Annotated in this window: 21 protein-coding genes; 12 read left to right on the top strand and 9 right to left on the bottom strand. The window is 68.6% G+C overall.

Annotated features, from left to right (window positions below):
• Positions 1-12: 12 nt before the first annotated feature.
• Genes NI1_RS01630 through NI1_RS01645 form a run of 4 tightly spaced genes read right to left on the bottom strand, consistent with a single transcriptional unit; the run spans position 13 to position 3,996 of the window.
• Positions 13-834, bottom strand: a complete 822-nt coding sequence (locus NI1_RS01630; RefSeq protein ID WP_067813353.1) for a glycosyltransferase family 2 protein — start codon at positions 832-834, stop codon at positions 13-15.
• On the bottom strand, positions 831-1,823 hold the full coding sequence (locus tag NI1_RS01635) for a glycosyltransferase (protein ID WP_067813355.1): 993 nt from the start codon (positions 1,821-1,823) through the stop codon (positions 831-833). Before NI1_RS01635 ends, NI1_RS01630 begins: the two co-directional genes overlap by 4 nt.
• On the bottom strand, positions 1,820-2,923 hold the full coding sequence (locus NI1_RS01640) for a glycosyltransferase (RefSeq protein WP_169815520.1): 1,104 nt from the start codon (positions 2,921-2,923) through the stop codon (positions 1,820-1,822). Before NI1_RS01640 ends, NI1_RS01635 begins: the two co-directional genes overlap by 4 nt.
• Entirely contained in the window at positions 2,920-3,996 is a 1,077-nt protein-coding gene (locus tag NI1_RS01645; RefSeq protein WP_169815521.1) for a glycosyltransferase family protein, read from the bottom strand. The genes NI1_RS01640 and NI1_RS01645 overlap by 4 nt, the downstream gene beginning before the upstream one ends.
• Before the next feature lie 239 nt (positions 3,997-4,235).
• Here NI1_RS01645 and NI1_RS01650 point away from each other — a divergent pair, with 239 nt between their 5' ends.
• A complete protein-coding gene (locus NI1_RS01650; RefSeq protein WP_067813357.1) occupies positions 4,236-6,596 on the top strand; it encodes a molybdopterin oxidoreductase family protein in 2,361 nt (786 codons plus the stop codon).
• Here NI1_RS01650 and NI1_RS01655 read toward each other — a convergent pair.
• Positions 6,544-8,025 carry an SDR family oxidoreductase gene (locus tag NI1_RS01655; RefSeq protein WP_067813359.1) on the bottom strand — a complete coding sequence of 494 codons (1,482 nt, stop codon included), beginning with the start codon at positions 8,023-8,025 and terminating at the stop codon, positions 6,544-6,546. The two genes, NI1_RS01650 and NI1_RS01655, sit on opposite strands and share 53 nt — an antisense overlap.
• Positions 8,026-8,161: 136 nt before the next feature.
• Here NI1_RS01655 and NI1_RS01660 point away from each other — a divergent pair, with 136 nt between their 5' ends.
• Positions 8,162-8,533 (top strand): hypothetical protein, encoded by a 372-nt coding sequence (locus tag NI1_RS01660; protein ID WP_245663018.1) that lies wholly within the window; start codon positions 8,162-8,164, stop codon positions 8,531-8,533.
• A 15-nt stretch (positions 8,534-8,548) separates the two neighbouring features.
• Positions 8,549-10,072, top strand: coding sequence for a catalase (locus tag NI1_RS01665; RefSeq protein ID WP_067813363.1), 1,524 nt, complete (start codon positions 8,549-8,551; stop codon positions 10,070-10,072).
• 3 nt (positions 10,073-10,075) lie between these two features.
• Here the strand turns inward: NI1_RS01665 and NI1_RS01670 are convergent, their stop codons facing one another.
• A complete protein-coding gene (locus tag NI1_RS01670; protein WP_067813366.1) occupies positions 10,076-10,636 on the bottom strand; it encodes a type 1 glutamine amidotransferase domain-containing protein in 561 nt (186 codons plus the stop codon).
• A gap of 187 nt (positions 10,637-10,823) precedes the next feature.
• Here NI1_RS01670 and NI1_RS01675 point away from each other — a divergent pair, with 187 nt between their 5' ends.
• The 6 genes from NI1_RS01675 to NI1_RS01700 all read left to right on the top strand — a co-directional run bounded on the left by NI1_RS01675 (position 10,824) and on the right by NI1_RS01700 (position 17,259).
• Entirely contained in the window at positions 10,824-12,068 is a 1,245-nt protein-coding gene (locus NI1_RS01675; protein WP_157534888.1) for a phthiocerol/phthiodiolone dimycocerosyl transferase family protein, read from the top strand.
• A gap of 193 nt (positions 12,069-12,261) precedes the next feature.
• Positions 12,262-12,990: a S1 family peptidase gene (locus NI1_RS01680; protein WP_084522455.1), complete on the top strand. Its 729-nt coding sequence runs from the start codon at positions 12,262-12,264 to the stop codon at positions 12,988-12,990.
• Positions 12,991-13,162: 172 nt separating this feature from the next.
• Entirely contained in the window at positions 13,163-13,354 is a 192-nt protein-coding gene (locus NI1_RS01685) for a hypothetical protein (protein WP_067813370.1), read from the top strand.
• 99 nt (positions 13,355-13,453) lie between these two features.
• On the top strand, positions 13,454-13,657 hold the full coding sequence (locus tag NI1_RS01690; protein ID WP_067813372.1) for a cold-shock protein: 204 nt from the start codon (positions 13,454-13,456) through the stop codon (positions 13,655-13,657).
• A 347-nt stretch (positions 13,658-14,004) separates the two neighbouring features.
• Entirely contained in the window at positions 14,005-16,326 is a 2,322-nt protein-coding gene (locus NI1_RS01695; protein WP_067815062.1) for a molybdopterin guanine dinucleotide-containing S/N-oxide reductase, read from the top strand.
• A gap of 45 nt (positions 16,327-16,371) precedes the next feature.
• Complete coding sequence (locus NI1_RS01700) at positions 16,372-17,259, top strand: hypothetical protein (RefSeq protein WP_067813374.1); 888 nt, start codon at positions 16,372-16,374, stop codon at positions 17,257-17,259.
• A 6-nt stretch (positions 17,260-17,265) separates the two neighbouring features.
• Here the strand turns inward: NI1_RS01700 and NI1_RS01705 are convergent, their stop codons facing one another.
• Positions 17,266-18,102 carry a DUF1266 domain-containing protein gene (locus NI1_RS01705; protein WP_067813376.1) on the bottom strand — a complete coding sequence of 279 codons (837 nt, stop codon included), beginning with the start codon at positions 18,100-18,102 and terminating at the stop codon, positions 17,266-17,268.
• A 353-nt stretch (positions 18,103-18,455) separates the two neighbouring features.
• Between NI1_RS01705 and NI1_RS01710 the strand changes: the two genes are divergently transcribed.
• From NI1_RS01710 to NI1_RS01720, 3 genes are all read left to right on the top strand, one after another.
• On the top strand, positions 18,456-19,436 hold the full coding sequence (locus tag NI1_RS01710) for a hypothetical protein (RefSeq protein WP_157534889.1): 981 nt from the start codon (positions 18,456-18,458) through the stop codon (positions 19,434-19,436).
• A 20-nt stretch (positions 19,437-19,456) separates the two neighbouring features.
• Complete coding sequence (locus NI1_RS01715; RefSeq protein ID WP_157534890.1) at positions 19,457-20,071, top strand: class F sortase; 615 nt, start codon at positions 19,457-19,459, stop codon at positions 20,069-20,071.
• A gap of 90 nt (positions 20,072-20,161) precedes the next feature.
• Positions 20,162-21,583 (top strand): TerD family protein, encoded by a 1,422-nt coding sequence (locus tag NI1_RS01720; protein ID WP_169815544.1) that lies wholly within the window; start codon positions 20,162-20,164, stop codon positions 21,581-21,583.
• Here the strand turns inward: NI1_RS01720 and NI1_RS01725 are convergent.
• On the bottom strand, positions 21,580-22,452 hold the full coding sequence (locus tag NI1_RS01725; RefSeq protein ID WP_439957214.1) for a patatin-like phospholipase family protein: 873 nt from the start codon (positions 22,450-22,452) through the stop codon (positions 21,580-21,582). The genes NI1_RS01720 and NI1_RS01725 overlap by 4 nt on opposite strands.
• Positions 22,453-22,535: 83 nt before the next feature.
• A complete protein-coding gene (locus NI1_RS01730) occupies positions 22,536-23,291 on the bottom strand; it encodes a helix-turn-helix domain-containing protein (protein WP_067813380.1) in 756 nt (251 codons plus the stop codon).
• Positions 23,292-23,321: the final 30 nt, after the last annotated feature.

Here is a 23,321-nt window from a genome sequence, read left to right on the forward strand (position 1 = left end):
GAGCGCCCGCCATCACCGCACCGGCGTCCATCCGCTCGCGCCGCCGACGTATTCGAGCAGCCCGAGACGGGTGAACTCGTCCAGCCAGCCGCGCATCGGCCAGACGCCCCAGCGGCGGTAGAAGATCCGGGCGTTGGCCAGGATGTCGGGCAGGTGTTCGACAGGCGGGTCCGAGACGGGGTGGTGCTGATGGTAGGCATGCGCCCCGCCGACCCAATGCATGCCGACACCGGCTGCCGCGGCGCGGTAGGCGAAATCGGTGTCCTCGGCACCGTAGCCGCGATATCCGGTGTCGAATCCGCCCGTCCTGCGCCAGGTTCCGGAATCGACGGCGAACGACAGCGACCAGAAGAGGTTGTGATCGGCGCCGGTGAGCACCCGATCGTCGGCGGGCGCGGGGCGGCCGGGGTGCGGATTGCGGTGGTGGGGCAGGGCGCGGACGTCGTATCCGGTGGGCGGGGGCGGCGGCAGATAGGTGACGGGCCCGCACAGCAGGGCGGCGGTCTCCCGGTCGCCGGCGCTCACCTCGTGGTAGCGCTCGATGGCCCCCGGGTCGGGCATACAGTCCACGTCCAGGAAGATCAATAGCTCGGCGTCGCGCCGAAGCGCCTGTCGCGCACCGAGATTGCGGGCGGCGGCCAGCGGCAGTGGGGCAGGGGCGGACATCGGTACGCCGCGGGCGGGGCCGTCGCGGACCGCGTCGAGGACGTCGGGGTCGTTCATCGCCACCACGATGTAGTCGTCGGGCATGCGGGTGCCCAGCGTCACTGCCTCTATCTGCTTGCGGAGGTGGGGGATTCGCCGGGCGGCGATGGTGATGAGCGCTGTCTTCATCGCGCCGCCCGCGCGGTGCGGCGGACACCGTCGATGACCGCGGCGGCCCGCTCGGCCGCGCCATCGGTTTCCCACTCCCGCCACCGTCGGTCGTCGAAATTCGCGGCCCGCTCGAACAGTTCGGGCCATTCGGCGAGCGCCGGCCAGCTCCTGGAAACCGTTGCCAGGCCGGCGGTTTCGAGGGTGTGCGCGGTCGCCTGCTGTTCCCCGAACGGGCGCGCCGCGGGGATCACCAGCGCGGGCCGCGCCGCGGCGGCGATATCGGCGATGGCTCCCTGCCCCGCATGGCTGACGACGAGATGGGACGTGCACAGTCGCGGCCACAGATCGTCGATCCAGTTCGCCGAACCCGCTGTGTGCCAGCGATAGTCGGGGTAGCGGTGCGCGCAGTCCCGGACCGCGGCATCGGTGAAGGCATCGCCGCCCGCACCCGACAAGATCGTGATCGTCTTACGGTCCGCTGCGCGGCGCGGGATCCCCGGCCCGGTGAAGCGGGTGATTCCTCCGACATAGTGTGTTTTGTGCTCGTATCGCCGTAGCCATTCCGGTCGGTAGTGCTGGCGGGGCCAGGCCGCGATCAGCGCGTCCGCCAGCTCGTGCAGCATGCGGTGGGGATGGTCGGTGCGGGTGCCGGGCAGCACCATGGTGATCACCGGGATGCCGTGCAAGCGCGCCAGCAGGGCGACTTCGACGGAGACGTCGGCCACCACCGCCTCGGGTTCCTCGGCGGCGATCCACGCCGCGATGGCGGCCATTCGCGCGCGCAGACCGGGATCCTGCCGCGGCACCCAGTGCAGCGTGCCCGAGGCCGTCGCGTCCTGCGGGTCCGCCGCCGCGTCATCGGCCGGGAGCCGCAGCACGCGCCGGAACGGTCCGGTCGCATCGGGTAGGGAGGTCAGCGCGGTGACCGGTACGTCGAGGTGGGCGCAGACCGCGCGGGCCCGCATCAGATGCCCGCGGCCCTGATGGTGGATGTAATAGCCGATCATGCGAGCGCCGCCCGCGCCGCATCCGCCAGCTCCAGATAGCGGCGAATGTAGGCGTCGGTCGCGCGCCGGTGCCCGCAGACCTCGACCGCGCGCCGGCGCACCTGCTGTCGCGGCAGGCGGGCCGCCGCGCCGACCGCGTTCGCCATCGCCGCGGTGTCGCCGGGCTCCACCAGCCGCCCGCAGCTGTCGTCGACGATCTCGGGGATGCCGCCGCGTGCGAACGCCAGTACCGGAGTTCCGCACGCCAGCGCCTCGGCCACCACCAAGCCGTACGGTTCGTCCCACACCGGCGTCACCAATGCCGCCGCGCACGAACCCAGCAGTGCCGCAAGCGGTCCGGACCGCAGATGCCCGTGGTATCGCACCTGCGAACTCAACCGCGGCGCGACCGCGTCCCGGAAATAGCGGGCGTCACCGACCGGTCCGGCCAGGTGCAGGCGGCGCCCGGCCAGTCGCGCGGCCTCGATCGCCAGATGCGTGCCCTTCTCCGGCACGATCCGCCCGAACCAGATCAGGTCGCCGCCACCGGAACCCAGCGGCCACGCGGTGAGGTCGATGCCGTTGCTGATGATGTCCACGGCCGGCAGCAGATGACGCCAGGAATCGGCGGTATGCCGGCTGACCGCGACGAATTGTGAACCGGCGCCGCCGGTTACGGTGACCGCCGATTCCAGCCACGGCGTCGGCGGCGTGTGCAGCGTGGTCAGCATCGGCACGGTCAGCGACGGGGCCATCGCGACCGGCAGATAGTGCAGGCTGTGATTGTGGATCACGTCGAAGCGGCGGCCGTCGTCGGCGACGAGTTCCATCATCAGCTCGAGATAGGCGTGATGGTCGGCCAGGAACGCCCGCGGGGGCATCGAGACGTCACCGGCGGCGGCCTCGCTGACCCGGATGGTCTGCACCGGTGGCGATTCCGTGCCCAGCTGCGGGTCGCTGCCCGCGCCCGCGAACAGGGTGACCCGGTGCCCGTCGCGATGCAGGGCCCGTGTCAGATGCCAGACGTGGGACTCCAGCCCGCCCGCGAACGGCTGCACGATCGGATGCCGGTTCGAGGCCACCACCGCGATGCGCAGCCCGCGGCGCGACCGCCCGGTCACCGCAGCAGGCTCTCGTAGAGGCGCCGGTGCGCGAGCGCGATGGACTCGCGTTCGGCCCGGCGGTCCGGCCACTTCGCGCGCGGTGCCCGCGAACGGTAGGTGTCGAGGATCGCCCGCCGCAGCGAACCGGGGTCGAAGCGCCGCTCGTCGAATCGGTAGACGGCGCAACGCCGTTGCTGGTGATAGAAGCCGCAGTCGGGCGCGACCACGGCGGTGCCCAGATCGTGACAGGCCTCCAGCCAGCCGGAGTGGGTGCCGAAGCGATAGGGCAGCACCGAGACGGTCAGCGACGAAAGGTATTGCCACAGTTCGTCATCGGTGAAGTACGGGTGCACGCGAACCCGGACCCCGGGCCGGTCGCCCAGCGCGGTCAGCGTGTCACCGGTGTGCGGGTCGTACCAGTGGTTGCCGGGTTCGAACAGTTCGTCGTGCAGGTCGATGCGCAATTCGGCATCGGGCAGCGCGGGCACCACCTCGCACAGCGTCTCCAGCACCGGCAGCGGATCCATGTTCGCGCGCAGGCTTTTCACGTGCACGCCCACCACGAACCGTTGCTCGCGAGGCCGGGGCGCCCGCATCAAATCGGGTTCGACCACGTGCGGGTGGGCCAGGACATGGGCCGTGCGGTCCCACCGCTCGGCGATGGCCCGGGCAGCGCCGGGCGTGAGGGTGATCAACGCGTCGGCGGCCGGCACCAGGGTATCGAGCAGGCGATTGTGGGTGGCCGGATCCGGCTGGTGCGGGTTGCGCAGATCGTGCACGGTGTAGACGAGGGGTTTGCCGTGTTCGCGCAACAGCTCCACGATCTCGCGCAAGGTGTGCGGCGGCACCGCGTCGAACCCGAAATGGATATGGAACAGGTCGAATTCGTGGTGATGCGCGCGAATCCAGGCGGGGTCGAGCATGACCGGCGGCCACCAGCCGCCCGGCACCTTGCGGCCGTCCGCGGGCACCGGATCGTCCAGGCGCAGCACCGCGTCCGTTCCGTCCACCGGCGCGAGATGCCGCACGTACACGTGCGACGCCGGTACCGATGCCACACGGATCACGGTGGTCGATTCGAGCACCGACATGTCGCCCCTTTCGTTGTGAATTGTCCGGTCCGATCCCGATCTTGTGCATGCGAGCTACCCGTGCAGCCGGGGAGCAAACGGAGCCGGAACGAGAACGCCGTGCCGCGCGAGCTTCTCGCCGATTGCCGGTTGAAGTGCGGCGCCCGGGGTAGCTCCGCGGTGAGGTGCGGGTTTGCGCGTCGCCGCGGGCGATCCGCGGTGGTCGTTCCCGAGCCGGTGGATCACTGGACGGAGGAGAAATGCGGCAGCGCAAGGCAGAGCGCGGTGAAGCGGACGCCGAGGGGCGCCTCCGGCAACCGTGGGGCGATCGAACGCCGTACGCGCGCGGTGCGCAATGGCCCGCCCGGGTCGACCTGCAACTGGCGGACGGTATCGCGGTCGAGGAGGTGGAGCGCTGGGTGCCGTCCGCGTCGGTCCTGCACTCCAACGGCGACGCGTTCGATATCGCGGTGCGCGCGGGCCGGATCGTCGGCGTGCGCGGGCGCGGCCGGGACCGCGTCAACCGGGGCCGGCTCGACCCCAAGGACCTGTTCGGATGGCAGGCCACCGCCTCACCCGACCGGTTGCACACACCCCAGATGCGGGTGGACGGCCGGTTGACGCCGGTGGACTGGGACACCGCCATGAATCGAATCGTCGCTCGCACAAGGGAATTGCTGCACGGACCCGGGCCGGACGCGATCGGCTTCTACACCAGCGGGCAGCTGTTCCTGGAGGAGTACTACACGCTCGCCGTCATCGCGCGCGGCGGCATCGGCACCAATCATCTGGACGGCAACACCAGGCTGTGCACCGCCACGGCCGGCGAGAGCCTCAAGGAATCCTTCGGCTGCGACGGCCAGCCCGGCACCTACACCGATATCGATCACGCCGACGTCATCGCGTTGTACGGGCACAATGCCGCCGAGAACCAGAGTGTGCTGTGGTCACGCATATTGGACCGGCTCGACGGCCCGCAGCCGCCCGAGTTGCTGTGCGTGGATCCTCGCCCGACCCCTGTCGCCCAGCGCGCGACCATTCATCTCGCGCCGCTGCCGGGCACCAATATGGCCGTGATGAACGCGCTGCTGCACGAGTTGATCGAGCACGACTGGATCGACCACCGGTATATCGACGCCCACACGATCGGATTCGCGGACCTCGCCGCGACGGTGGCGGATTGGACCCCGGAGTCGGCCGCGGCCGTCTGCGGTATCGACGCCGCCCTGCTGCGCCGGGCCGCCCGGATGCTCGGTACCGCCGAAAATCTGGTCTCGACCGTGCTGCAAGGGTTCTATCAAGCCCATCAAGCGACCGCCGCCGCGGTACAGGTCAACAACATTCATCTGCTGCGCGGCATGCTCGGCGCGCCCGGCCGCGGCGTGTTGCAGATGAACGGCCAGCCGACCGCCCAGAACACCCGCGAATGCGGCGCGAACGGGGACCTGCCCGGATTCCGCAACTGGGCCAATCGTGCGCACGTCGAGGAACTCGCCCGGTTGTGGAACATCGAACCGGACACCCTCGGCCATGACGCTCCACCCACCGACGCGATGAAGATGATCAGCCTGGCCGAGACCGGGCAGCTGCGCATGTTGTGGGTCTCGGCCACCAATCCCGCGGTGTCGCTGCCGGAGCTGGCGCGCATCCGCCGAATCCTCGCTAGCGACAACCTGTTTCTGGTCGTCCAGGACATCTTCCCCACCGAGACAACCGAACTCGCCGACGTCGTACTGCCGGCCGCGGCGTGGGGCGAGAAGACGGGCACCTTCACCAACGCCGATCGCACCGTGCACCTGTCCGAGCGCGCGGTCTCCCCACCGGGGTCGGCCCGCCCGGATCTGGAGATCTTCCTGGACTTCGCGCGCCGGCTGGACCTGCGTGATCGCTCCGGCGACCCACTGCCGTCGTGGACCGACGCGGCGGGCGCGTTCGCGGCCTGGCAGCGATGCAGCGCCGGGCGTCCCTGCGACTACACCGGCCTGAGCTATGCCGCATTGCGCGAACAGGGCATCCAATGGCCCTGTGACACAGCGGATTCCATCGGGACCGAGCGCCTGTATCGGGACGGTGAATTCTTCGCGGACCCCGATACCTGCGAAAGCTTCGGCAAGGATCTGTGCACCGGCGAGCCGATCGGTGCGGACGAATACCGCGCCCGGAATCCGGACGGCCGCGCGATGCTGAAGGCGGCCCCCTACCTGGAACCGGCCGAATCGCCGTCGCCGGATTATCCGCTGGCTTTGATCACCGGCCGCACCATCTATCACTTCCACACCCGCACCAAGACCGGCCGCACCCCGCAGTTGCAGGCCGCGGCGCCGGAGGTGTGGGTCGAGATCTCCGAGGCCGACGCCCGCGCCCATGGGATCGCCCAGGGAGATCACGTGCGGCTCACGACCCGGCGCGGCAGCGTGGTGGCGCGGGCACGACTCTCGGGCATCCGCCCCGGCGTCGTCTTCGTCCCGTTCCATTACGGCTACTGGGATGCGCCCGGCCGCCCCCATACCCGAGCGGCCAACGAACTCACCCGCACCGACTGGGATCCCGTCTCCAAACAGCCACTGTTCAAATCCGGTGCGGCTCGGCTGACGAAGCATTCGCCTCCGCCGCGCCGGTGATGTTGCGCAGCATGCCGCCGAAGATGACGTTGTGGAACGGCGCGATCGCCTTCCAGTAGGCATGGCCCGACAGGCCGTGCGGTTCGAAGATCGCGCGCTGCCGGTAGAGCGTGCCGCCGCCCGGTTCGGGTGTGGCAGACAGCTCCAGCCAGGCGTTGCCGGGCACGCGCATCTCGGCCCGCAGTCGCAGCAGTCGTGGCCGTTCCAGGTGCTCCACCCGCCACCAGTCCAGCGCCTCGCCGGTGTGGAGCCGATGCGGGTCGCGGCGGCCGCGGCGCAGTCCGGCGCCGCCGGCGATCTTGTCGATCCAGCCGCGGATCGACCAGGCCAGCGGGAACGAGTACCAGCCGTGCTCGCCGCCGATGGATTCGATGACCCGCCAGACGGTTTCGGGGTCGGCGTCGGTATGGCGCTCGCGGAAATCCTGATACAGCGAGCCGCCGGACCACTCCGGGTCGCTCGGCAGCGGATCCGACGGCGCGCCCGGGGTGCCGGCATCGGACCAGCGGGTGGAGACGTCGGCGCTGCGGATTCGGGACAGCGCCAGGCGCACGGCGGGTTCGAAGCCGGTCAGCCCGCCCGCGGGATCGGGAATGTAGTCGGCGATGTCGTGCTCGTGACAGACCACCTCGTGAATCAGCGACTCCACCAAGGGCACCGCGATGGCGCGCGGCACCGGGGTCACCAGGTTGACCCACTGCGCCGACAGCCACGGGGTCAGGATCGGCACCGGGACGACGGCTCGCCGCGGCAATCCGGCGATCGTGGCGTAGCGGCGCAGCATGTCGAGGTAGGTCAGCACATCGGGGCCGCCGATATCGAAGGGCCGGTTCACGGTGGCGGGCAGGGCGGTGGCGTGGGTGAGGTAGTGCAGCACATCGCGGATGGCGATCGGCTGGATGCGGTTGCGCACCCAGCGCGGCGTGATCATGGCGGGCAGTCGTTCGGAGAGGTAGCGCAGCATTTCGAAACTGGCGGAACCGGATCCGATGATCACCGCCGCCCGGAACTCGACGGTCGGCACGCCCGAGGCGAGCAGGATCTCACCCACCTCGGTGCGCGAGGACAGATGCGGCGAGAGCCGTTCGCCCTCGGGTTTGATGCCGCCCAGGTACACGATTCGGGACAGGCCCGCCGCCCGCGCGGCCGCCGCGACCGTGCTCGCGGCCTGCCTGTCGATATCGACGAAGTCGTGCCGGGCCAGTGAATGCACCAGGTAGTAGAGAACGTCGGTATCGGCGAGTGCGGCCGCGACCGCTTCGGGATCGGTGACGTCCCCGGCGACGATCTCGACCCGCTCGCGCCAGGGCGCCTCGGTGAGTTTGCCGGGATTGCGGGCCAGTATCCGCACCGTATGGCCCGCGTCCAGCAGTTCGGGGACCAGCCGGCCGCCGATATATCCGGTCGCACCGAGCACCACACACCGCATACGCAGCCTCCTGCTCGCAGGGACGTGGCCGGGCGCCGCGCCGGCGGCGCGGGTTCGACCGGCGATTCCGGGGTACCGCTCCAACCGTACAGATTTCGGACAACGGCTGACGTGGCGCGAGAGCAAACTTTCAGCAATGATCGAAAAGACCGCTCACCCCACGGTGAAAGGATCGAGTATGGCTGGCCATCTGTGTTCCCGCGGGACGATATCGGCGGCTGCGATGCTGATCGCGGCGACGCTGGCGCTCGGCGCCTGTGACAAGGCCGAGGAAGTCGTCAACAAGGGCGGCGACACGCCCTGCAATGAATTCATCGCACAGGATCACGACAAGCAGCAGGTCACCGTGCGTAAGTATCTGGAGAACGATACGCAGGCCGAGACGCCGGCCCCGGAAACCGTCGACGGGGCCATCACCGCGATCGATTTGATGTGCCGGGCGCAATCCAATGCGGAGACGCCCATTCGCAATGCCGATCTGACCGGAATTCTGATCCCCAAGAAGTAGGTGCGGAGGAGGAGCATGTCCGATCGAAGCGACTATACGACCGATGATGCCGGGATTCCGGTACCCAGCGACGAGCATTCGCTGACCGTCGGGCCCGACGGGCCCATTCTGTTGCACGATGCCTATCTCATCGAGAAGATGGCGCAATTCAACCGTGAGCGGGTGCCCGAACGGCAGCCGCATGCCAAGGGCGGCGGGGCGTTCGGCGTCTTCGAGGTGACGCGCGACGTGAGCGCCTACACCCGCGCCGATGTCTTCCAGCCCGGGAAGAAGACCGAGGTGCTGGCCCGGTTCTCCACCGTGGCGGGCGAGCGAGGCAGCCCGGACACCTGGCGGGACCCGCGCGGATTCGCGCTCAAGTTCTACACCGAGCAGGGCAATTTCGACATGGTCGGCAACAACACCCCGGTGTTCTTCGTCCGTGACCCGATGAAGTTCCAGGACTTCATCCGATCGCAGAAACGGCGCGCCGACAACAACTTACGCGATCACGATATGCAGTGGGACTTCTGGACGCTGTCTCCGGAATCAGCGCATCAGGTGACCTGGCTGATGGGGGACCGCGGTATTCCGCGGACCTGGCGGCATATGAACGGGTACTCCAGCCACACCTATCTCTGGTATAACGCTGCCGGAGAACGGTTCTGGGTGAAATACCATTTCAAAACCGATCAGGGCGTCGAGTTCTTCACCCAGGACGAAGGCGACCAGATGGCCGCCATGGATACCGACTATCACACCCGGGACCTGTTCGAGCATATCGCCGGCGGCGAATTCCCCAGCTGGACACTGCATATGCAGATCATGCCGTTCGAGGAGGCCAAGACCTACCGGTTCAACCCGTTCGACCTGACCAAGGTGTGGCCGCACGGGGACTATCCGCTCATCGAGGTGGGGCGGCTGACGTTGAACCGGAACCCCTCGGACTATCACACCGAGATCGAGCAGGCGGCGTTCGAACCCAGCAACGCGGTGCCGGGCACCGGGCCCAGCCCCGACAAGATGCTGCTGGGCCGCTGGTTCTCCTACCCGGACGCGCACCGGCATCGGATCGGGGCGAATTACAAACTGCTGCCGGTGAATTCGCCGCACGCCGCGCCCGTGCACTCGTACTCCAAGGACGGGCAGATGCGCTACACCAATATCTCCGATCCGGTGTACGTGCCCAACTCCAAGGGCGGACCGCACGCCGATCCGGAGGTCTCCGGGCCGGTGATCGGCTGGCACACCGACGGCGAAATGGTGCGCACCGCATACACTTCGCGCCCCGATGACGACGACTGGGGTCAGGCGCGCACCATGGTCCGCGACGTCCTCGACGATGCCGCCCGCGCGCGGCTCGTGGACAATATCGTCGGGCATCTGCTCAACGGTGTCAGCCCGCCGGTGCTAACCCGCGCCTTCGAATACTGGCGCAATGTCGACAAGGAACTCGGCGACCGGGTCGAGGCGGGCGTGCGGGCCAAACAGGGCGAGCTGGATCCGAAGGCGGCGGCGCAATCGAATCCGGCGCGCTCGTCGGCGCAGCGCAAGGCATGAGCATCAGCCCGCGGTCAGCGCCTCGGTGATGGCGTCGACGAAATCGGGTAGGTCGCCGGGATTGCGTGAGGTGATCAGCGACCACCCGTTTTCGTCGTCGCGCACCACCGATTCATCGGCCCACACCCCACCGGCATTGCTGATGTCGGTACGCAGCGACGGGTACGAGGTCAGGGTTTTGCCCGCGACCACCGCCGTCTCGACCAGCAGCCACGGCCCGTGGCAGATGGCGGCGATGGGTTTCCCCGCGCTGGAAACCGCGTGCACCAGGGCGCGCGCGTAGGGGTCCATGCGCAGCTTGTCCGCGTTGACCGTGCCGCCCGGTATGACGAGCAGGTCGATGTCGCCCGGGTCGATATCGGCGAGTGCGGCGTCGGGGTCGACGACGTCGGCGGGTTCCAGGTCGTGCCGATAGGTGTGCACCGGTTCGGCCTTCACGGCCACATGCCGCACCTCGGCGCCGCGTTCGCGCAGCCGGTCCCGGGGCACGATCAGTTCATCGCGCTCCACGCCGCTGTTCGAGGTGGCGATCACCACTTTCTTTCCGGCCAGTTGTCCGGGCATAGCTCCTCCTGTCGCTCGCGCTGCACTGTCCTGTGCGGATGCCCGATGATCGATCGCCGAAACCGCCGGCGGCGGTCGAATCCCGCCTGACCTCGCCCGACGGGCCGGCTCGCCCGGCGTCTATATCCTGGTCCGCGCGGGGGTTCGGACGGTACCGCGCAAGGGATTTCGGCGATGAGGAGCATCTGTGTCTGCTGGTCGTGTTCGATTGCTCGACCCGAGTGAACGGTTCTTCGCCGTGGCGGGGGCGTATATCGGCTATTCGGTGGTGGTGCGCGGCGAACTGGATGTGGTCGCGCTCTCCGGGGCCTTCGCGGCGCTGCGGCGGCGGTATCCGGTGCTGGCGGCGGCCTTGGCCGTGGACGAGGACGGGTTCGCGATCGTCGAGCGGTCCGGTGCGTTGCCGGGCGTCCTCGTCAGCGTGGGGGAGCTCGACACGCCGGTCCCCGATATCTGCGCGGATCAGGAACGGGTGCTGTCCGGGTTGCAGGTGATCCGGGACGGTGACCGCGCGGCGGTCACGCTCTTCACCCATCACAGCGTGGCCGACGGGTATCACTCACTGACCCTGCTGGCCGAGCTGTGGTCGATGTACACCGACATGGTGGCGGGACAGCCGGTGGACGACACGGTGCACGGGTACCCGCAATCCCTCGAGCAGGTGCTCGCCGATCGGGGAATCGTCAAGGAAGGCAACGACACTCCCGCGGCAGCGCCCCCGTGGGGTGGTACGGACCGGCCCAGACAGCGCGAAGGGCATCGCGAGTTCCACGTCGCGGCGACCCGCTGCCGGCTCAGCCCGGAGACGACCCGCGGCCTGCTGGATTTCGCGCGCCGGAACGAGACCACACTCAACGGCCTGATCTCGGCATTGGTACTGCGCGTGGAGGCCGAATTCGCCGGTGTACGGCCGCAGCGAATCGACTACAGCTATCCGGTGAACCTACGCACCCGGATCTCGCCGCCGGTGGCGAACACCGCGGCCACCGACCCCCTGGGATTCGCCCGCTACATCCCCACCGGCGACCTCGACGACACCGCCGCGGTCGCCCGCGACATCACCGGCAACTTGCGAAAAGACTTGGACACCAAGGCGGTACACCAGGCGGGCCTGAAATTCTATGACAACATGACCTCCCGGATCGACGAGTTCCTCCGGATGCCGGAGGCGGAGCGGCCCCTCGGGGTCATCTCCACCAATTGGGGCGTGCTGCCCGAACTCCGGGCCCCCGAGAGACTCGAATTCGAAGACTTCCGCACCCTGATGTTCGAAGCGGCGGTCGATCCCGAGGCCAAGTTCGGTCCCCCCGCCACCTATATCCTCTCCACCTTCCAGAACCGGCTGGCCCTCGAACTACGCGCGGCCCGAGTGCCGGAGGAAAACCACAAACGCATGGCCGCGCTCGAATTGGCCCTGCTCGAATTGCTCTGAGTCGTACGATCGAGATCGTTTCGCTCATGGGGGGTGCGTGAGGAGGTCTGGCGATGATCGGTACGGCTGCACCCCTGACCGTCAGCTAACCGTCAGCAGCCGGTTTTCTCCGTTTCGAAAATGGAGCGGGGGCGAAGGTGTTTGACTGAGCGGAGCAGTTGCCCGGCGTTCCGGACTAGGTACGCGGAGGTGCATGATGCTCGGTCGTCTCATGGGTGCCACCGGTGTGATCGGTGCGGTGGGCGCGATGCTGGTGATTGCCGGAACCGGCCAGGTCGGGGCTCGGGGCGGCGGGGTCGTGCTCGGCGGCGGTTCGGGAATCGCGATCGGCGATGACGTTCCGGGCGGGTTGTGGCTGTGCACGCTGACCGCGGTCGGGCATGATCGCGACGGTCGTGCGGTGGGTATCACGGCCGGTCACTGCGGCGATCCGGGGGATCAGGTGCGTGCCGAGACCGCACTGGGCGCGGGGGAGGTGGGTCGCATCGTCGACAGCGACCACTACTGGGATTGGGCGGTCATCGAATTCGATGCGGCGAAGGTGGAGTTGGTGCGGGCCGTCGGACCGGCGGTCGTCGCGGGGATCGGGGCGCCGCCGGGGCCGCTTCAGATGGTCTGCAAGAACGGCCGCACCACCGGGTTCACCTGCGGCCCGGTCTGGGAGAACCTGAGCGGCGGCTTCTCCAGCCACGTCTGCGCCGACTACGGCGACTCCGGCTCGCCGGTGCTGGCCGGGGACCGATTGGTGGGCATGATCGTCTCGGGTGACCCCTACATCCTGGGCAGCCTCACCGCTTGGATGCCGTCCTGCGCCAACCCCGCCGATCCGGTCCACGAACCGGACCTGGCCACCGATATCACCGCCGTCCTGGATGACATCAACGCGCACAACGGGATCGGTGCGGGCTTCCGGCCGATCTGACGACACCGGAGCAGATCACGGGGGGTTATCGACTACAGCGGGGGTCGAGCGGGTAACGTCACCGGTAGCCGAAGTCGATTATCGGCCGCCACCTGCGGCGGGCCGGGGTCGGGCATCGGCCCTCGATCGCAGGCATTCGGTATTCGGTCGGGGCTACCGGCAAGGAGCCTTCATGACCACAGCTCACAGCGACCGTTCCGCCTATCCGGTCAGCGCGTTCGCGGATGCCCGCGCCGCCGAGAAGGTAGCGGACCTCGAGCGCAACGCGCTGGCCGCGAAAACGGTCGCCGACCACGCTCAGGACGCCGCGGACTGCGTGAACCTGCTGGCCATGCTCGGCCTGGATTTGTCCGAATTGAAGTGAGTCGCCGCCGCACGCTTGCGCGCATGTGACATGCTGGGGGGTGGGTACGGGTTGTTGACGTGATCGCCCGGCCCACAACAGGAAGTAACAAGACAAAATATGTCGCAAGGCAGTGTGAAGTGGTTCAACGGCGAAAAGGGCTTCGGGTTCATCGCGCAAGACGGTGGCGGGCCTGATCTTTTCGTCCATTACTCCGAGATTTCCGGCTCCGGCTTCAAGTCTCTCGATGAGGGACAGCGTGTCGAGTTCGAGATCGGTCAGGGCCAGAAGGGTCCGCAGGCTCAGAGCGTCCGCGCGATCTAACAGCCGGCAGCATGAAACCCGCGCCGACGGCGCGGGTTTCATGGTTCTCGAGTCCCCTACAACAAAGCGAGAGAACCAATCGTGAGTGACGAACAACCCCTCCGGTCCCAGCTCTTCAGCCACGAGGACCAGATTCACGACAACGCCCCGCCCGCTCCGTCCCGCGCCGTACAGCGGCCGACATTCCTTGCGGTGCCGGACAATTCGGCCGGCAACGGCTCGCACCCGGCCTCGAGCCCGGACGCGTAGCGACCTCGGCCGGCGCTGACGCCCAGCGTCCGCGGCCGGCGCTCGGCGGGAACGACGACGCCATCGGAGTGTCGTTGGGCGAGCGTATGTTCGAGATCATGGCTACGCATCTCACCCATTGGGGGGCGTTCGAGGCGAGCAGTGACGGCACCCGGCTGACCGAGGTGCGGCCTTGGCGGGGCGATCCGGAACCGACGCCGCTCATTTCGAATGTCGCTTCGGCACAGCATCATCCGACCCGGATCGATCAGCCCCATGTCCGCAAGGGCTGGCTGGCGGACGGGCCCGGGGCCGCGCCGCGCGGGTCCGACGAGTTCGTGCCGGTGTCGTGGGAGACGGCGCTGGACCTGCTGAGCGGGGAATTGGCGCGGGTCTACCGCGAGTACGGCGCGCCGGCGGTCTACGGCGGCTCCTACGGATGGGCCAGCGCGGGACGGTTCCATCACGCGCAGAGTCAGGTGCATCGGTTCCTGAACTGCCTGGGTGGCTATGTGTCGCACCGGAACAGCTACAGCCTCGGCGCTTCGACGGTGCTGTTACCGCACATCCTCGCCGATATGGGAACGATCATGGCGCGGGCGACCACCAAGTCGGTGCTGGCCGCGCATTCGGAACTGATCGTCGCCTTCGGCGGCTTGTCGCCCAAGAACTCCGCGGTCTCGCCCGGCGGGGTATCGCGGCACAATGCGCGCGGCTGGATCGAGACCGCGCGGGCCAACGGCTGCCGGTTCATCTCCATCAGCCCACTGCGCGATGACATTCCGCAGGAGGCGCGGGCCGAATGGATCGCCCCGCGCCCCGGCAGCGACGCCGCGCTCATGCTGGCGCTGGCCCAGGTGCTGGACGCGGAAGGGCTGGCGGACAACGAGTTTCTCGACACCCACACGGTCGGCTACCCGCGTTTCGCCGAGTACCTGCGCGGCGGCGCGGACGGCCGGGTGAAGGATCCGGAGTGGGCCGAACCCATCACCGGCATTCCCGCGCAACGAATTCGGCTGCTCGCGCGTGAGATGGCGAGCAGCCGCACGTTCATCGCGGTGAGCTGGTCGCTACAGCGGGCGCGCTACGGTGAACAGCCGCTCTGGCTCGGGGTGGTGCTGGCCGCCATGCTCGGCCAGATCGGCCTGCCCGGTGGCGGATTCGGCCACGGCTACGGTTCGGCCGCGAACGTGGGTCAGGCCGTCCGGCTGACCTCGCCGCCGCGGCTGCCGCAGGGCGCCAATGCCGTGGACGACTACATCCCGGTCGCGCGCATCGCCGATATGCTGCTGAATCCCGGTGCGGCCTACGAGTACAACGGCGAACAGCGCAGCTATCCGGATATCAAGCTCGTCTACTGGGCGGGCGGCAACCCCTTCCATCACCATCAGAATCTGGCCCGGCTGCGCAGCGCCTTCGCCCGCCCCGACACCGTGGTGGTGCACGACCCGTTCTGGTCGGCCACCGCCCGCCACGCGGATATCGTGCTGCCCGCCACCATGACCATCGAGCGCGACGACTACGGCGCCGGCGAAGGCGACCGCTTCTTCTTCCCGATGCCCGCCCTCACCACCCCGCACGGCCAGGCCCGCGACGACTACTGGATCTTCGGTGAACTGGCCGAAAGGCTCGGCGTCGGAAAGGAATTCACCGGCGGCCGCACCGTCCGGGAATGGCTGAGCTACCTCTACGAGGAATGGCGTGTGCGCCTGCTCGCCGGCAACGGCCACGAACTCCCCGATTTCGACACCTTCTGGGCGGGCGAGGCGATCGAACTACCGCTCGAGGCCGAGGAACACATCGCCTTCGCCGACTTCCGCGCCGACCCGTCCGCACACCCCCTGGTCACCCCGAGCGGCCGCATCGAGATCTACTCCGAGACCATCGCGGGCTTCGGCTACGACGACTGCCCCGGCCACCCGGTCTGGCGGGAACCCGAGGAATGGCTGGGCAGCCCCGAAGCGGCCCGCTTCCCGATCCAATTGGTAGCCAACCAGCCTCGCGCCAAACTCCACAGCCAACTCGACGTCGGGGCCCACAGCCGATCCACCAAAATCAGCGACCGCGAACCGGTCCGTCTGCACCCCGCCGACGCCGCCACCCGCAACCTCGCCGCCGGCGACATCGTCCGCATCTACAACGACCGCGGCAGCTGCCTGGCCGGCCTCGTCATCGACGAAGCCGTCCGCCCCGGCGTAGCCCAATTGTCCACGGGCGCATGGTACGACCCCGACCCCGCCGATCCGACCCACTGCCGCCACGGCAACCCCAATGCCGTCACCGCCGACCGCGGCGCCTCCCGCCTCACCCAGGGCTGCACCGGCCAGCTGTCCCTGGTCGAGATCGAACGCCACACCGGCCCGATCCCGGACCTGACCGTCACCGGGCCGCCGCCCATCACGCGGGCGAAGGCGAGCCGAATCCCACCGGATCGGCTGTGAAATGATTCAGGTGATCTTGATTTCGCTGGTAAGGGGAGGACAGCCATGCTCGAGGTATGGGGGCGGCGGACCGTCATCCGATACGGGGGCGGGCGGCTGGTCACCCAGCCGCTGCAAGCCGACGACGATATCGCCCTCGATATACCCGTCGCCGAGCTGAGCCGGATCCGGGTCGCCGCCACCGACGACGACCGGATCGCGGTGCTGCTGTACTTCCGGTCGCCGGGGTTCGTGGTGAACGGGGTTGCCACCGAACATCATCCGGTCCCGATCTTCCTGGAGGCAGAGCAGAAAGATCGTGCCCTCGAACTGGTCCGCGACGTGAAACGGGAGTTGCTGGCCGCCCGCCGCGTGCTCCCGCCGCGCCCGGACTTCACGCCGCCGCCGCTGGTGCCCTCGGCGCACGGTCCGATGCGCAGCGATGTCACCTGGGCGGCGCAGCGAATGCGGTTCGCGGGCAACTCGATTCGAGAGATCACGGCATTGCAGACGCTGGCCCGCAGCGATGAGTACGTAATGGAGCTGGCTCAGGCCGGTCATTGCGGAACGCCGGGTTTGATCGCCATGACGACTTTACGGTTGCTGTTCGTCGGGGCCGCCGTCGTGTACGAGCTGCCCGTCGCGGCCGTCGATGGGGTCGAGGTGGTGAATCCGCCTGCGCAGGGTGCGGTGGCGACCTTGAGGATTCATGCCGGTCCCACCGAACTCGAGTTCATCGATTGGGCGCCGGTGGATTTCGAGCGGCTCGCCGCGGCCCTACGCCTCGCCCAGGAGATCCAGCATGTCGACGGCGGCATCGCGCCGGCGCGGCCGTCCTCGCTGGATCTGTTCGCCGAGTGGCAATTGCTGGTGGAGCGGCGGCGACTCGGCATGGTCGAGGAGGAGCCGTTCCAACGGCAGGCCCTCGGGATCCTGGTGGCGCTGCCGGGCTGATCTCGGCTACGTCCCGCCCGATTCCGCCGCCCGGAGCACCGGTGTACCGGGGTGCAGAGCGACCCGTCGCCACGGGCTCGACGGGCGGGTGTGCAAGCCGTGCAGCTTGTGCCGGCGCTGGTCGATCTGTTCCTTCGCGGCCGCGAGGTCCCGGGTCGCGGCCCAGTAGATCGCGCCGGTGAGAAAGCCCGATCCGAACTGCCGCCAGTTGGGGTAGTGCTCCTGCGCGAGGGCCAGGCCCGCCAGCATGTGCTCCCAGGCCTCGTCCTCGTCGAGGTATCCGGCGCTGTGCGCGCAGCGGGAGATGAAGACCACGCGGGCCAGATCCCATGCCGTGGCATCGGTATTCAACGGTTGCGGCAGGCCGGCGGTGATACCCAGTTTGATGGCTTGCAGCCAGGCGTCGTAGTCGCGGTCGAGTCCGGCCGTGCCGTCATAGCCGCGGAACTTCGACAAGGTGTGTAAGAAATCGCGGTGCTCCGAGGCGATGCTGGTGCGGTCGGGGCGGAAGGACTCTCCGGCGGCCGCCGACGCGAGTGGATGAATCAAGGTGAACAGCGGTGCGTGCATGCCCGCGAGCAGCCTCCGGATGGTGTCGCGGGCATCGTCGGCATTGTCGACGCCCCACGCCGAGTGCAGCGCGTCGATCGTCGCTTCGCGAGTCGTGCCCGAACGATCGGGGATCGGCGGTTCGAAGGCGACGGTATCGCAGTAGGCGCCCCAACTGCGGCCGTAGTACGCGCCGACGGCCAGCGCCCGGATCTGATCGTCGGAAATCCCTGCCCCGGACCACAGATCGGGACTGGCGATTGCCTTCGTCGTCGGAAATCCGGTGACTCGCAACAGACTTCCCGGTGTACCTTCGCCCACTCTCGATGCCCCCTGGTGCTGTACGGGGATGGATCCCCCGCAACAAATCGTACCGACCGGCCTTGTATGTGCCATCGCCGCGTAGAGCGGGCGCCCGCTGGAGTTCGGGAGGGCTCGGATCGGTGGCAGATGATTCGAGGGCTTCCGAATGCGATCTCGGGTTAGGGGATTTCGAGGTGCAGGATTAGGGGGTTATGCGAACGTCCAGTTTGGAACGCGCTGACGTTGCCAGGGTTTTCGCGATGCGGGGTGACTTGTCGGTAACGCGAGGCGGTCCGGGACCGACGGCAAAGCATCGAACTACATCTCCTGGAAGCGAAATCATGATGTCGGCAAGGACATTCCCGGCTGCGGTGGTCGTCGCGGCCGCATTTGCTCTCTGTGCGCCGTCGGCGGCCGCGGACCCCGCCACGACGACGACACCGGCGCCCGGCGTCGGACTCGGGGTCGATGTCGGTGGGGGCGCGACGGTCGGGGGTAATACCGGCGGCGGCGGGCTCGGGGTCGGCGTCGATGTGCAGGCCGGTGTGAACGGCGGTGCCTCGGCACAGCCGAGCGTGGGTGCGGGCGGCACCGTCGGCGGCGGAGCCCAAGTCGGCGGAAACGCCGGGGGCGGCGGCACCGTGGGTGGCGATGCGCAGACCGGTGGGAACGTCGGGGTCGGCGGGACCGTGGGCGGCGGGGCGCAGACCGGCGGAAATGTGGGTGTCGGCGGCACCGTCGGCGGTGATGCGCAGACCGGCGGCAACGTGGGTGTCGGCGGCACCGCGGGCGGTGGCGCGCAGACCGGTGGGAATGTCGGGGTCGGCGGGACCGTCGGTGGCGATGCGCAGACCGGCGGAAATGTCGGCGTCGGTGGCACGGTCGGTGGCGATGCGCAGACCGGTGGGAATGTCGGCGTCGGTGGCACCGTGGGCGGCGGGGCGCAGACCGGCGGCAATGTCGGCGTCGGCGGCACCGTCGGCGGTGGAGCGCAGACCGGCGGCAATGTGGGTGTCGGCGGGACTGTGGGTGGTGGCGCGCAGACCGGTGGGAACGTGGGTGTCGGTGGCACCGTCGGTGGTGGAGTCCAGACCGGCGGCAGCGGCGGCATCGATGTGCTGGGCGGCGTCAACCTGGTGACCGCCGGAGCCGGTGCGGCCGGCGCGGATGTGGTGCACGGCATGACCATTCCGGTCGGCGCGAGCATCGGCATCGCGGGTGGTCCGACGGTCACCGACCGGGTTCCCGCGGGCGGCTACGTGATTCCCAAGGGCGCGCCCGAAACCGGCGCGGGCGGGATGGCCTGCGTGGTGCGCGCGAAGTGAGCATCACGCACGGAAACCCCATGAGCGCCAGGCGAATTCGCCGGCCGCGGCTGGGTGTCCTCACCGCCGCGGTCGCGATCGCGCTGTCGCTCGTCGCCGGGTGCGGCTCCTCCGGCGGCGATTCGGCCGCCGGCACCTCCGCGGCGGTCCCCAGCTCCGGTGTGAAAACCGCCGCCGCGATCGGCCGGTCCACGCCGGTGTCGTTCACCATCTCCTCGATCCAGACCTCCGGATCGCTGATCGCGGTGGGCCTCAATGCCGATGGCACGGTCCAGGTACCCGCCGACTACAAGCAGGCCGCCTGGTATCAGCAGGGCCCGGCCCCGGGTGAGCAGGGCTCGGCCGTCATCCTCGGCCATGTCGACTCCTACCAGGGCGAGGGCGTGTTCTTCGCGCTCAAGAAGGTCAAGCCGAACGACATGATCGATGTGGCCCGCGCGGACGGCAAGACCGCGCACTTCAAGGTCACCGACGTCCGCATGTACCAGAAATCCCAATTCCCCGGCCAGCTCGTCTACGGCTCCCGCGGCGGCGCCACCCTCCAGGTGGTCACCTGCGGCGGCGATTTCGACCAGGCCGCCAAGAGCTACCAATCCAATGTGGTCGTCTTCTCGTCCCTCGACTCGGTGAGCTGAGTAGCGCCGCATCCATCCCCGTGGTGGACGGATGATTCGATCGGTCGTCGCGGTGGCGGCGGCCGATTCGTATAGGTTGCAAGGGTGTCGATGATGAAGGGCGCCAATGTTCCGGTGCCGACGAATTCTGTTCGCGTCGAACTGGGGTGGCAGTCGGGGCCGGGGGTTCCGGATGCGGATGGGTCCGCGTTGTTGCTCGTCGGGGGGAAGGTCCGGTCCGACAACGACTTCGTGTTCTACAACCAGCCCGTGCATCCCTCCGGAGCGGTCCGGTACGAGGGGAAACAGCGCGGACCCTGGGTGCTCGACGGGCTCGCGGTGGATTTGGCGCGGGTGGAACCGCAGATCGAGACCATCGTGATCGCGGCCTCCGCGGACGGCGGGAACTTCGGGCAGTTCCGGGGTTTGTATGTGCGGGTGCTGGATGCGGTGAGCGGCGCGGAGGTGGCGCGGTTCGAGCCGACCGGAGCCAGTGTGGAGACCGCGTTCGTGCTGGGTGAATTGTATCGGCGGCAGGGGGCGTGGAAGTTCCGGGCGGTCGGGCAGGGCTACAGCAGCGGATTGGCCGGGCTGGCTACCGATTTCGGCATTTCCGTGGATGATGCGCCGGCGCCTGCCCCGCAGCACACGCCGCCGCAGCAGCACACGCCGCCCCCGCCCCCGCCGCAGCAGTTCGCGCCCCAGCCGCCGCAGCAGCAGATGCCGCCTCCCGCACAGCAATTCACGCCGCCGCAGCAGCCGTACACATCGCCTTCGCAACCGCAGTACCCGCCGCCTCCGCCGCAATTCGCGCCTCAGCAGCAGCAATTCACGCCGCCGCCACCCACGCCGCAGCAGCCCTACACGCCGCCGGTCGCGCCGCCCCCGACCGCTCCGGTCAACCTGTCCAAGATCTCCCTGACCAAGGAAGCCCCCACCGTCTCGCTGACCAAGTCGGGCGCGACCGGCGGCACCATGCGGTTCAACCTGAACTGGACCACCAACAAGCGCGGCCTGTTCGGCGGCCGCAGGGCCGGTAACGGCGGCATCGACCTGGACCTGTGCTGCTTCTACGAATTGGCCAACGGCGCAATCGGTTCCGTGCGCGCCCTGGACCGCCGCTTCGGCGACCTGCACAATCCGCCGTTCATCCAGCTCGATCACGACGACCGCACCGGCGCCAGCGCGAACGGCGAAAACCTGGACATCAACCTGGATTTCACCAAGTTCTTCAAGCGCATCCTGATCTTCACCTCGATCTACGAGGGCGCCCGGGATTTCCGCGGCGTCCAGGCCACCGCCACCCTGTTCCCGATCAACAGCCTGCCCATCGAGATGACACTCGATGGCTGCGTGGACGATTCGCGCGACGCGGTGCTGGCGATGATCGAGAACGTCAACGGCGAGATGGTGGTGCGCCGCGAGTGCACCTTCATCCGCCCGCCCGCCGGTCAGCCCGGTGCGGGCGTCGCCGAGATCTCCCGCCGATACAACTGGGGCTTCGAGATCCGGGCCGGTCGCGGCAAGGACTAATCCGCGGCCAGCCGGTCCAGGGCCGCGGCCGCCAGCGCCCGGCCCTGGGCGATGATCGGTCCGGCGCGATGGAAATCCATGGTGCCGCACACGTTCTGCGGGATCTCCACCACCAGGTCCGGCGGGTGCGCGGCCACATGCTGGCGGGTGAGCGCGGCCAGCATCAGATCGATGGAGCGCTGCGCCACATCGGTCGCGCGAATGCTGGTGAGCGCCTGCGGCTGCGCGCTGGACCGCCACCATTGCCGGAACCAGTTCGTGCGCGGCTGCTCACGGTCGTAGACCGGATCCGGAGCCCCCGACAGATCCACCCCGATGGTCAGATCCGCCGGCCCCAGCGCCAGCGTGGCCACCACCGGCAGCGGATCGAGCACCCCGCCGTCGACCAGCACATGACCGTCGACCAGCACCGGGGTGATGAACCCCGGAATCGAGATGGACGCCCGGATGGCGCTGTCCAGGTCTCCGCTGCGGAACCAGACGCTCCGGCCGACGGACAGATCCGTGGCCACCGCCAGATACGGGATCGGCAACTCCTCGATGCGCAGATCGCCGAGCATGACGCGAATCCGGTCGAGGATCTTGGCGGCCCGGATCACCCCGGGCTCGGTGAGCGACGGATCGAGCAGCCGCACCACCTCGAACTGCCCGAGCGTGGTTGCCCAGGCGGTGAATTCGTCCAACCGCCCGGCCGCGAACAACCCACCCACGAGCGCACCCATCGACGATCCCGCCACCCCGACGATCTCGTAACCGCGCTCCTGAAGTTCGGCGATCACCCCGATATGCGCGTAACCGCGCGCACCGCCGCTGCCGAGCGCAAGTTTCACCCGTTTGCCGGTAGCCATGCTGCCCACCCTAGCTGTCACCCGGGGCACTCCAGCGTGACGACCTACGAAGGGTTTTCAAGGCCGGCAGCACAGTTGCTGATTCTTTGCGTGCCCTGCCGCCGCTATCGCGCTTCGAACAGTCCGGGCTCGGAATCGCTGTACGGCACCATCGAGTACATGTACCAGTCGCGGCGCGGGAGTTCGCAGCGCAGCAGGTGGACGTGCATGTTCTGCCATTCGCCGCCGCCGTCGGCCGCCCGGATGCGCAGTGGGCGCCAATCCATTTCGGCGGGGTCGATATCGGTGGACCAGAGGCGCTCCCAGTGCGGGGAGCCCGCGCATTTGGCGATGATCTCCTCGATGCGTTCCGGTGCGATCAGTCCGGGGCCCATGTGCCGGAACGCCTGGATCATCCGGTGCGCTTCCCGCTCCCAGCTCTCGAATGCCAAGGGCGCGCGCGGATCCCGCAGGAACCATTCGATGATGTTGGCCCCGCGCACCAGCCCGGGAAACGCGCGCCGGTAGGCGGCGTTGGTGGCGACCAGATCCATGGCCGGCGCGGTCTGGAAGCAGGCCGGATGCGGGAAGCTCTCCAGGAAGTTCAGTTCCGCCCGGGTCGGTTCCGGGATGGCGGTGGTGATGGTGGTGAGCTGGGGTTGCAGCACGGTGGCGGCGTATTCGCGGTACATCAGCGGGACTTCCAGGGCCTGGAAGAGCGCGGCGAGCGCGGTGGGGGTGGGCGGCCGGGTGCCCTGTTCGAGTTTCTGGATCAGCCCCTCCGAGACGCCGGCCTTGCGGGCGAGTTCGGCGCGGGTCAGGCGCATCGAGTTGCGGCGTTCCCGCAGGTAGCCCGCGATCGCCAAATACGACTCGTCCACCTGCGACCTCCAGCACTCCCGATCCGACTG

Origin of the sequence: Nocardia inohanensis NBRC 100128 (genome assembly GCF_001612945.1) — a bacterium.
Lineage (GTDB): Bacteria > Actinomycetota > Actinomycetes > Mycobacteriales > Mycobacteriaceae > Nocardia > Nocardia inohanensis.

Coding starts and splice junctions, on each gene's coding strand:
- NI1_RS01630 (WP_067813353.1), bottom strand. CDS start 834: ATGAAGACAGCGCTCATCACCATCGCCGCCCGGCGAATCCCCCACCTC.
- NI1_RS01635 (WP_067813355.1), bottom strand. CDS start 1,823: ATGATCGGCTATTACATCCACCATCAGGGCCGCGGGCATCTGATGCGG.
- NI1_RS01645 (WP_169815521.1), bottom strand. CDS start 3,996: ATGTCGGTGCTCGAATCGACCACCGTGATCCGTGTGGCATCGGTACCG.
- NI1_RS01650 (WP_067813357.1), top strand. CDS start 4,236: ATGCGGCAGCGCAAGGCAGAGCGCGGTGAAGCGGACGCCGAGGGGCGC.
- NI1_RS01655 (WP_067813359.1), bottom strand. CDS start 8,025: ATGCGGTGTGTGGTGCTCGGTGCGACCGGATATATCGGCGGCCGGCTG.
- NI1_RS01660 (WP_245663018.1), top strand. CDS start 8,162: ATGATCGAAAAGACCGCTCACCCCACGGTGAAAGGATCGAGTATGGCT.
- NI1_RS01665 (WP_067813363.1), top strand. CDS start 8,549: ATGTCCGATCGAAGCGACTATACGACCGATGATGCCGGGATTCCGGTA.
- NI1_RS01670 (WP_067813366.1), bottom strand. CDS start 10,636: ATGCCCGGACAACTGGCCGGAAAGAAAGTGGTGATCGCCACCTCGAAC.
- NI1_RS01680 (WP_084522455.1), top strand. CDS start 12,262: ATGATGCTCGGTCGTCTCATGGGTGCCACCGGTGTGATCGGTGCGGTG.
- NI1_RS01685 (WP_067813370.1), top strand. CDS start 13,163: ATGACCACAGCTCACAGCGACCGTTCCGCCTATCCGGTCAGCGCGTTC.
- NI1_RS01690 (WP_067813372.1), top strand. CDS start 13,454: ATGTCGCAAGGCAGTGTGAAGTGGTTCAACGGCGAAAAGGGCTTCGGG.
- NI1_RS01695 (WP_067815062.1), top strand. CDS start 14,005: ATGGCTACGCATCTCACCCATTGGGGGGCGTTCGAGGCGAGCAGTGAC.
- NI1_RS01700 (WP_067813374.1), top strand. CDS start 16,372: ATGCTCGAGGTATGGGGGCGGCGGACCGTCATCCGATACGGGGGCGGG.
- NI1_RS01710 (WP_157534889.1), top strand. CDS start 18,456: ATGTCGGCAAGGACATTCCCGGCTGCGGTGGTCGTCGCGGCCGCATTT.
- NI1_RS01715 (WP_157534890.1), top strand. CDS start 19,457: ATGAGCGCCAGGCGAATTCGCCGGCCGCGGCTGGGTGTCCTCACCGCC.
- NI1_RS01720 (WP_169815544.1), top strand. CDS start 20,162: ATGATGAAGGGCGCCAATGTTCCGGTGCCGACGAATTCTGTTCGCGTC.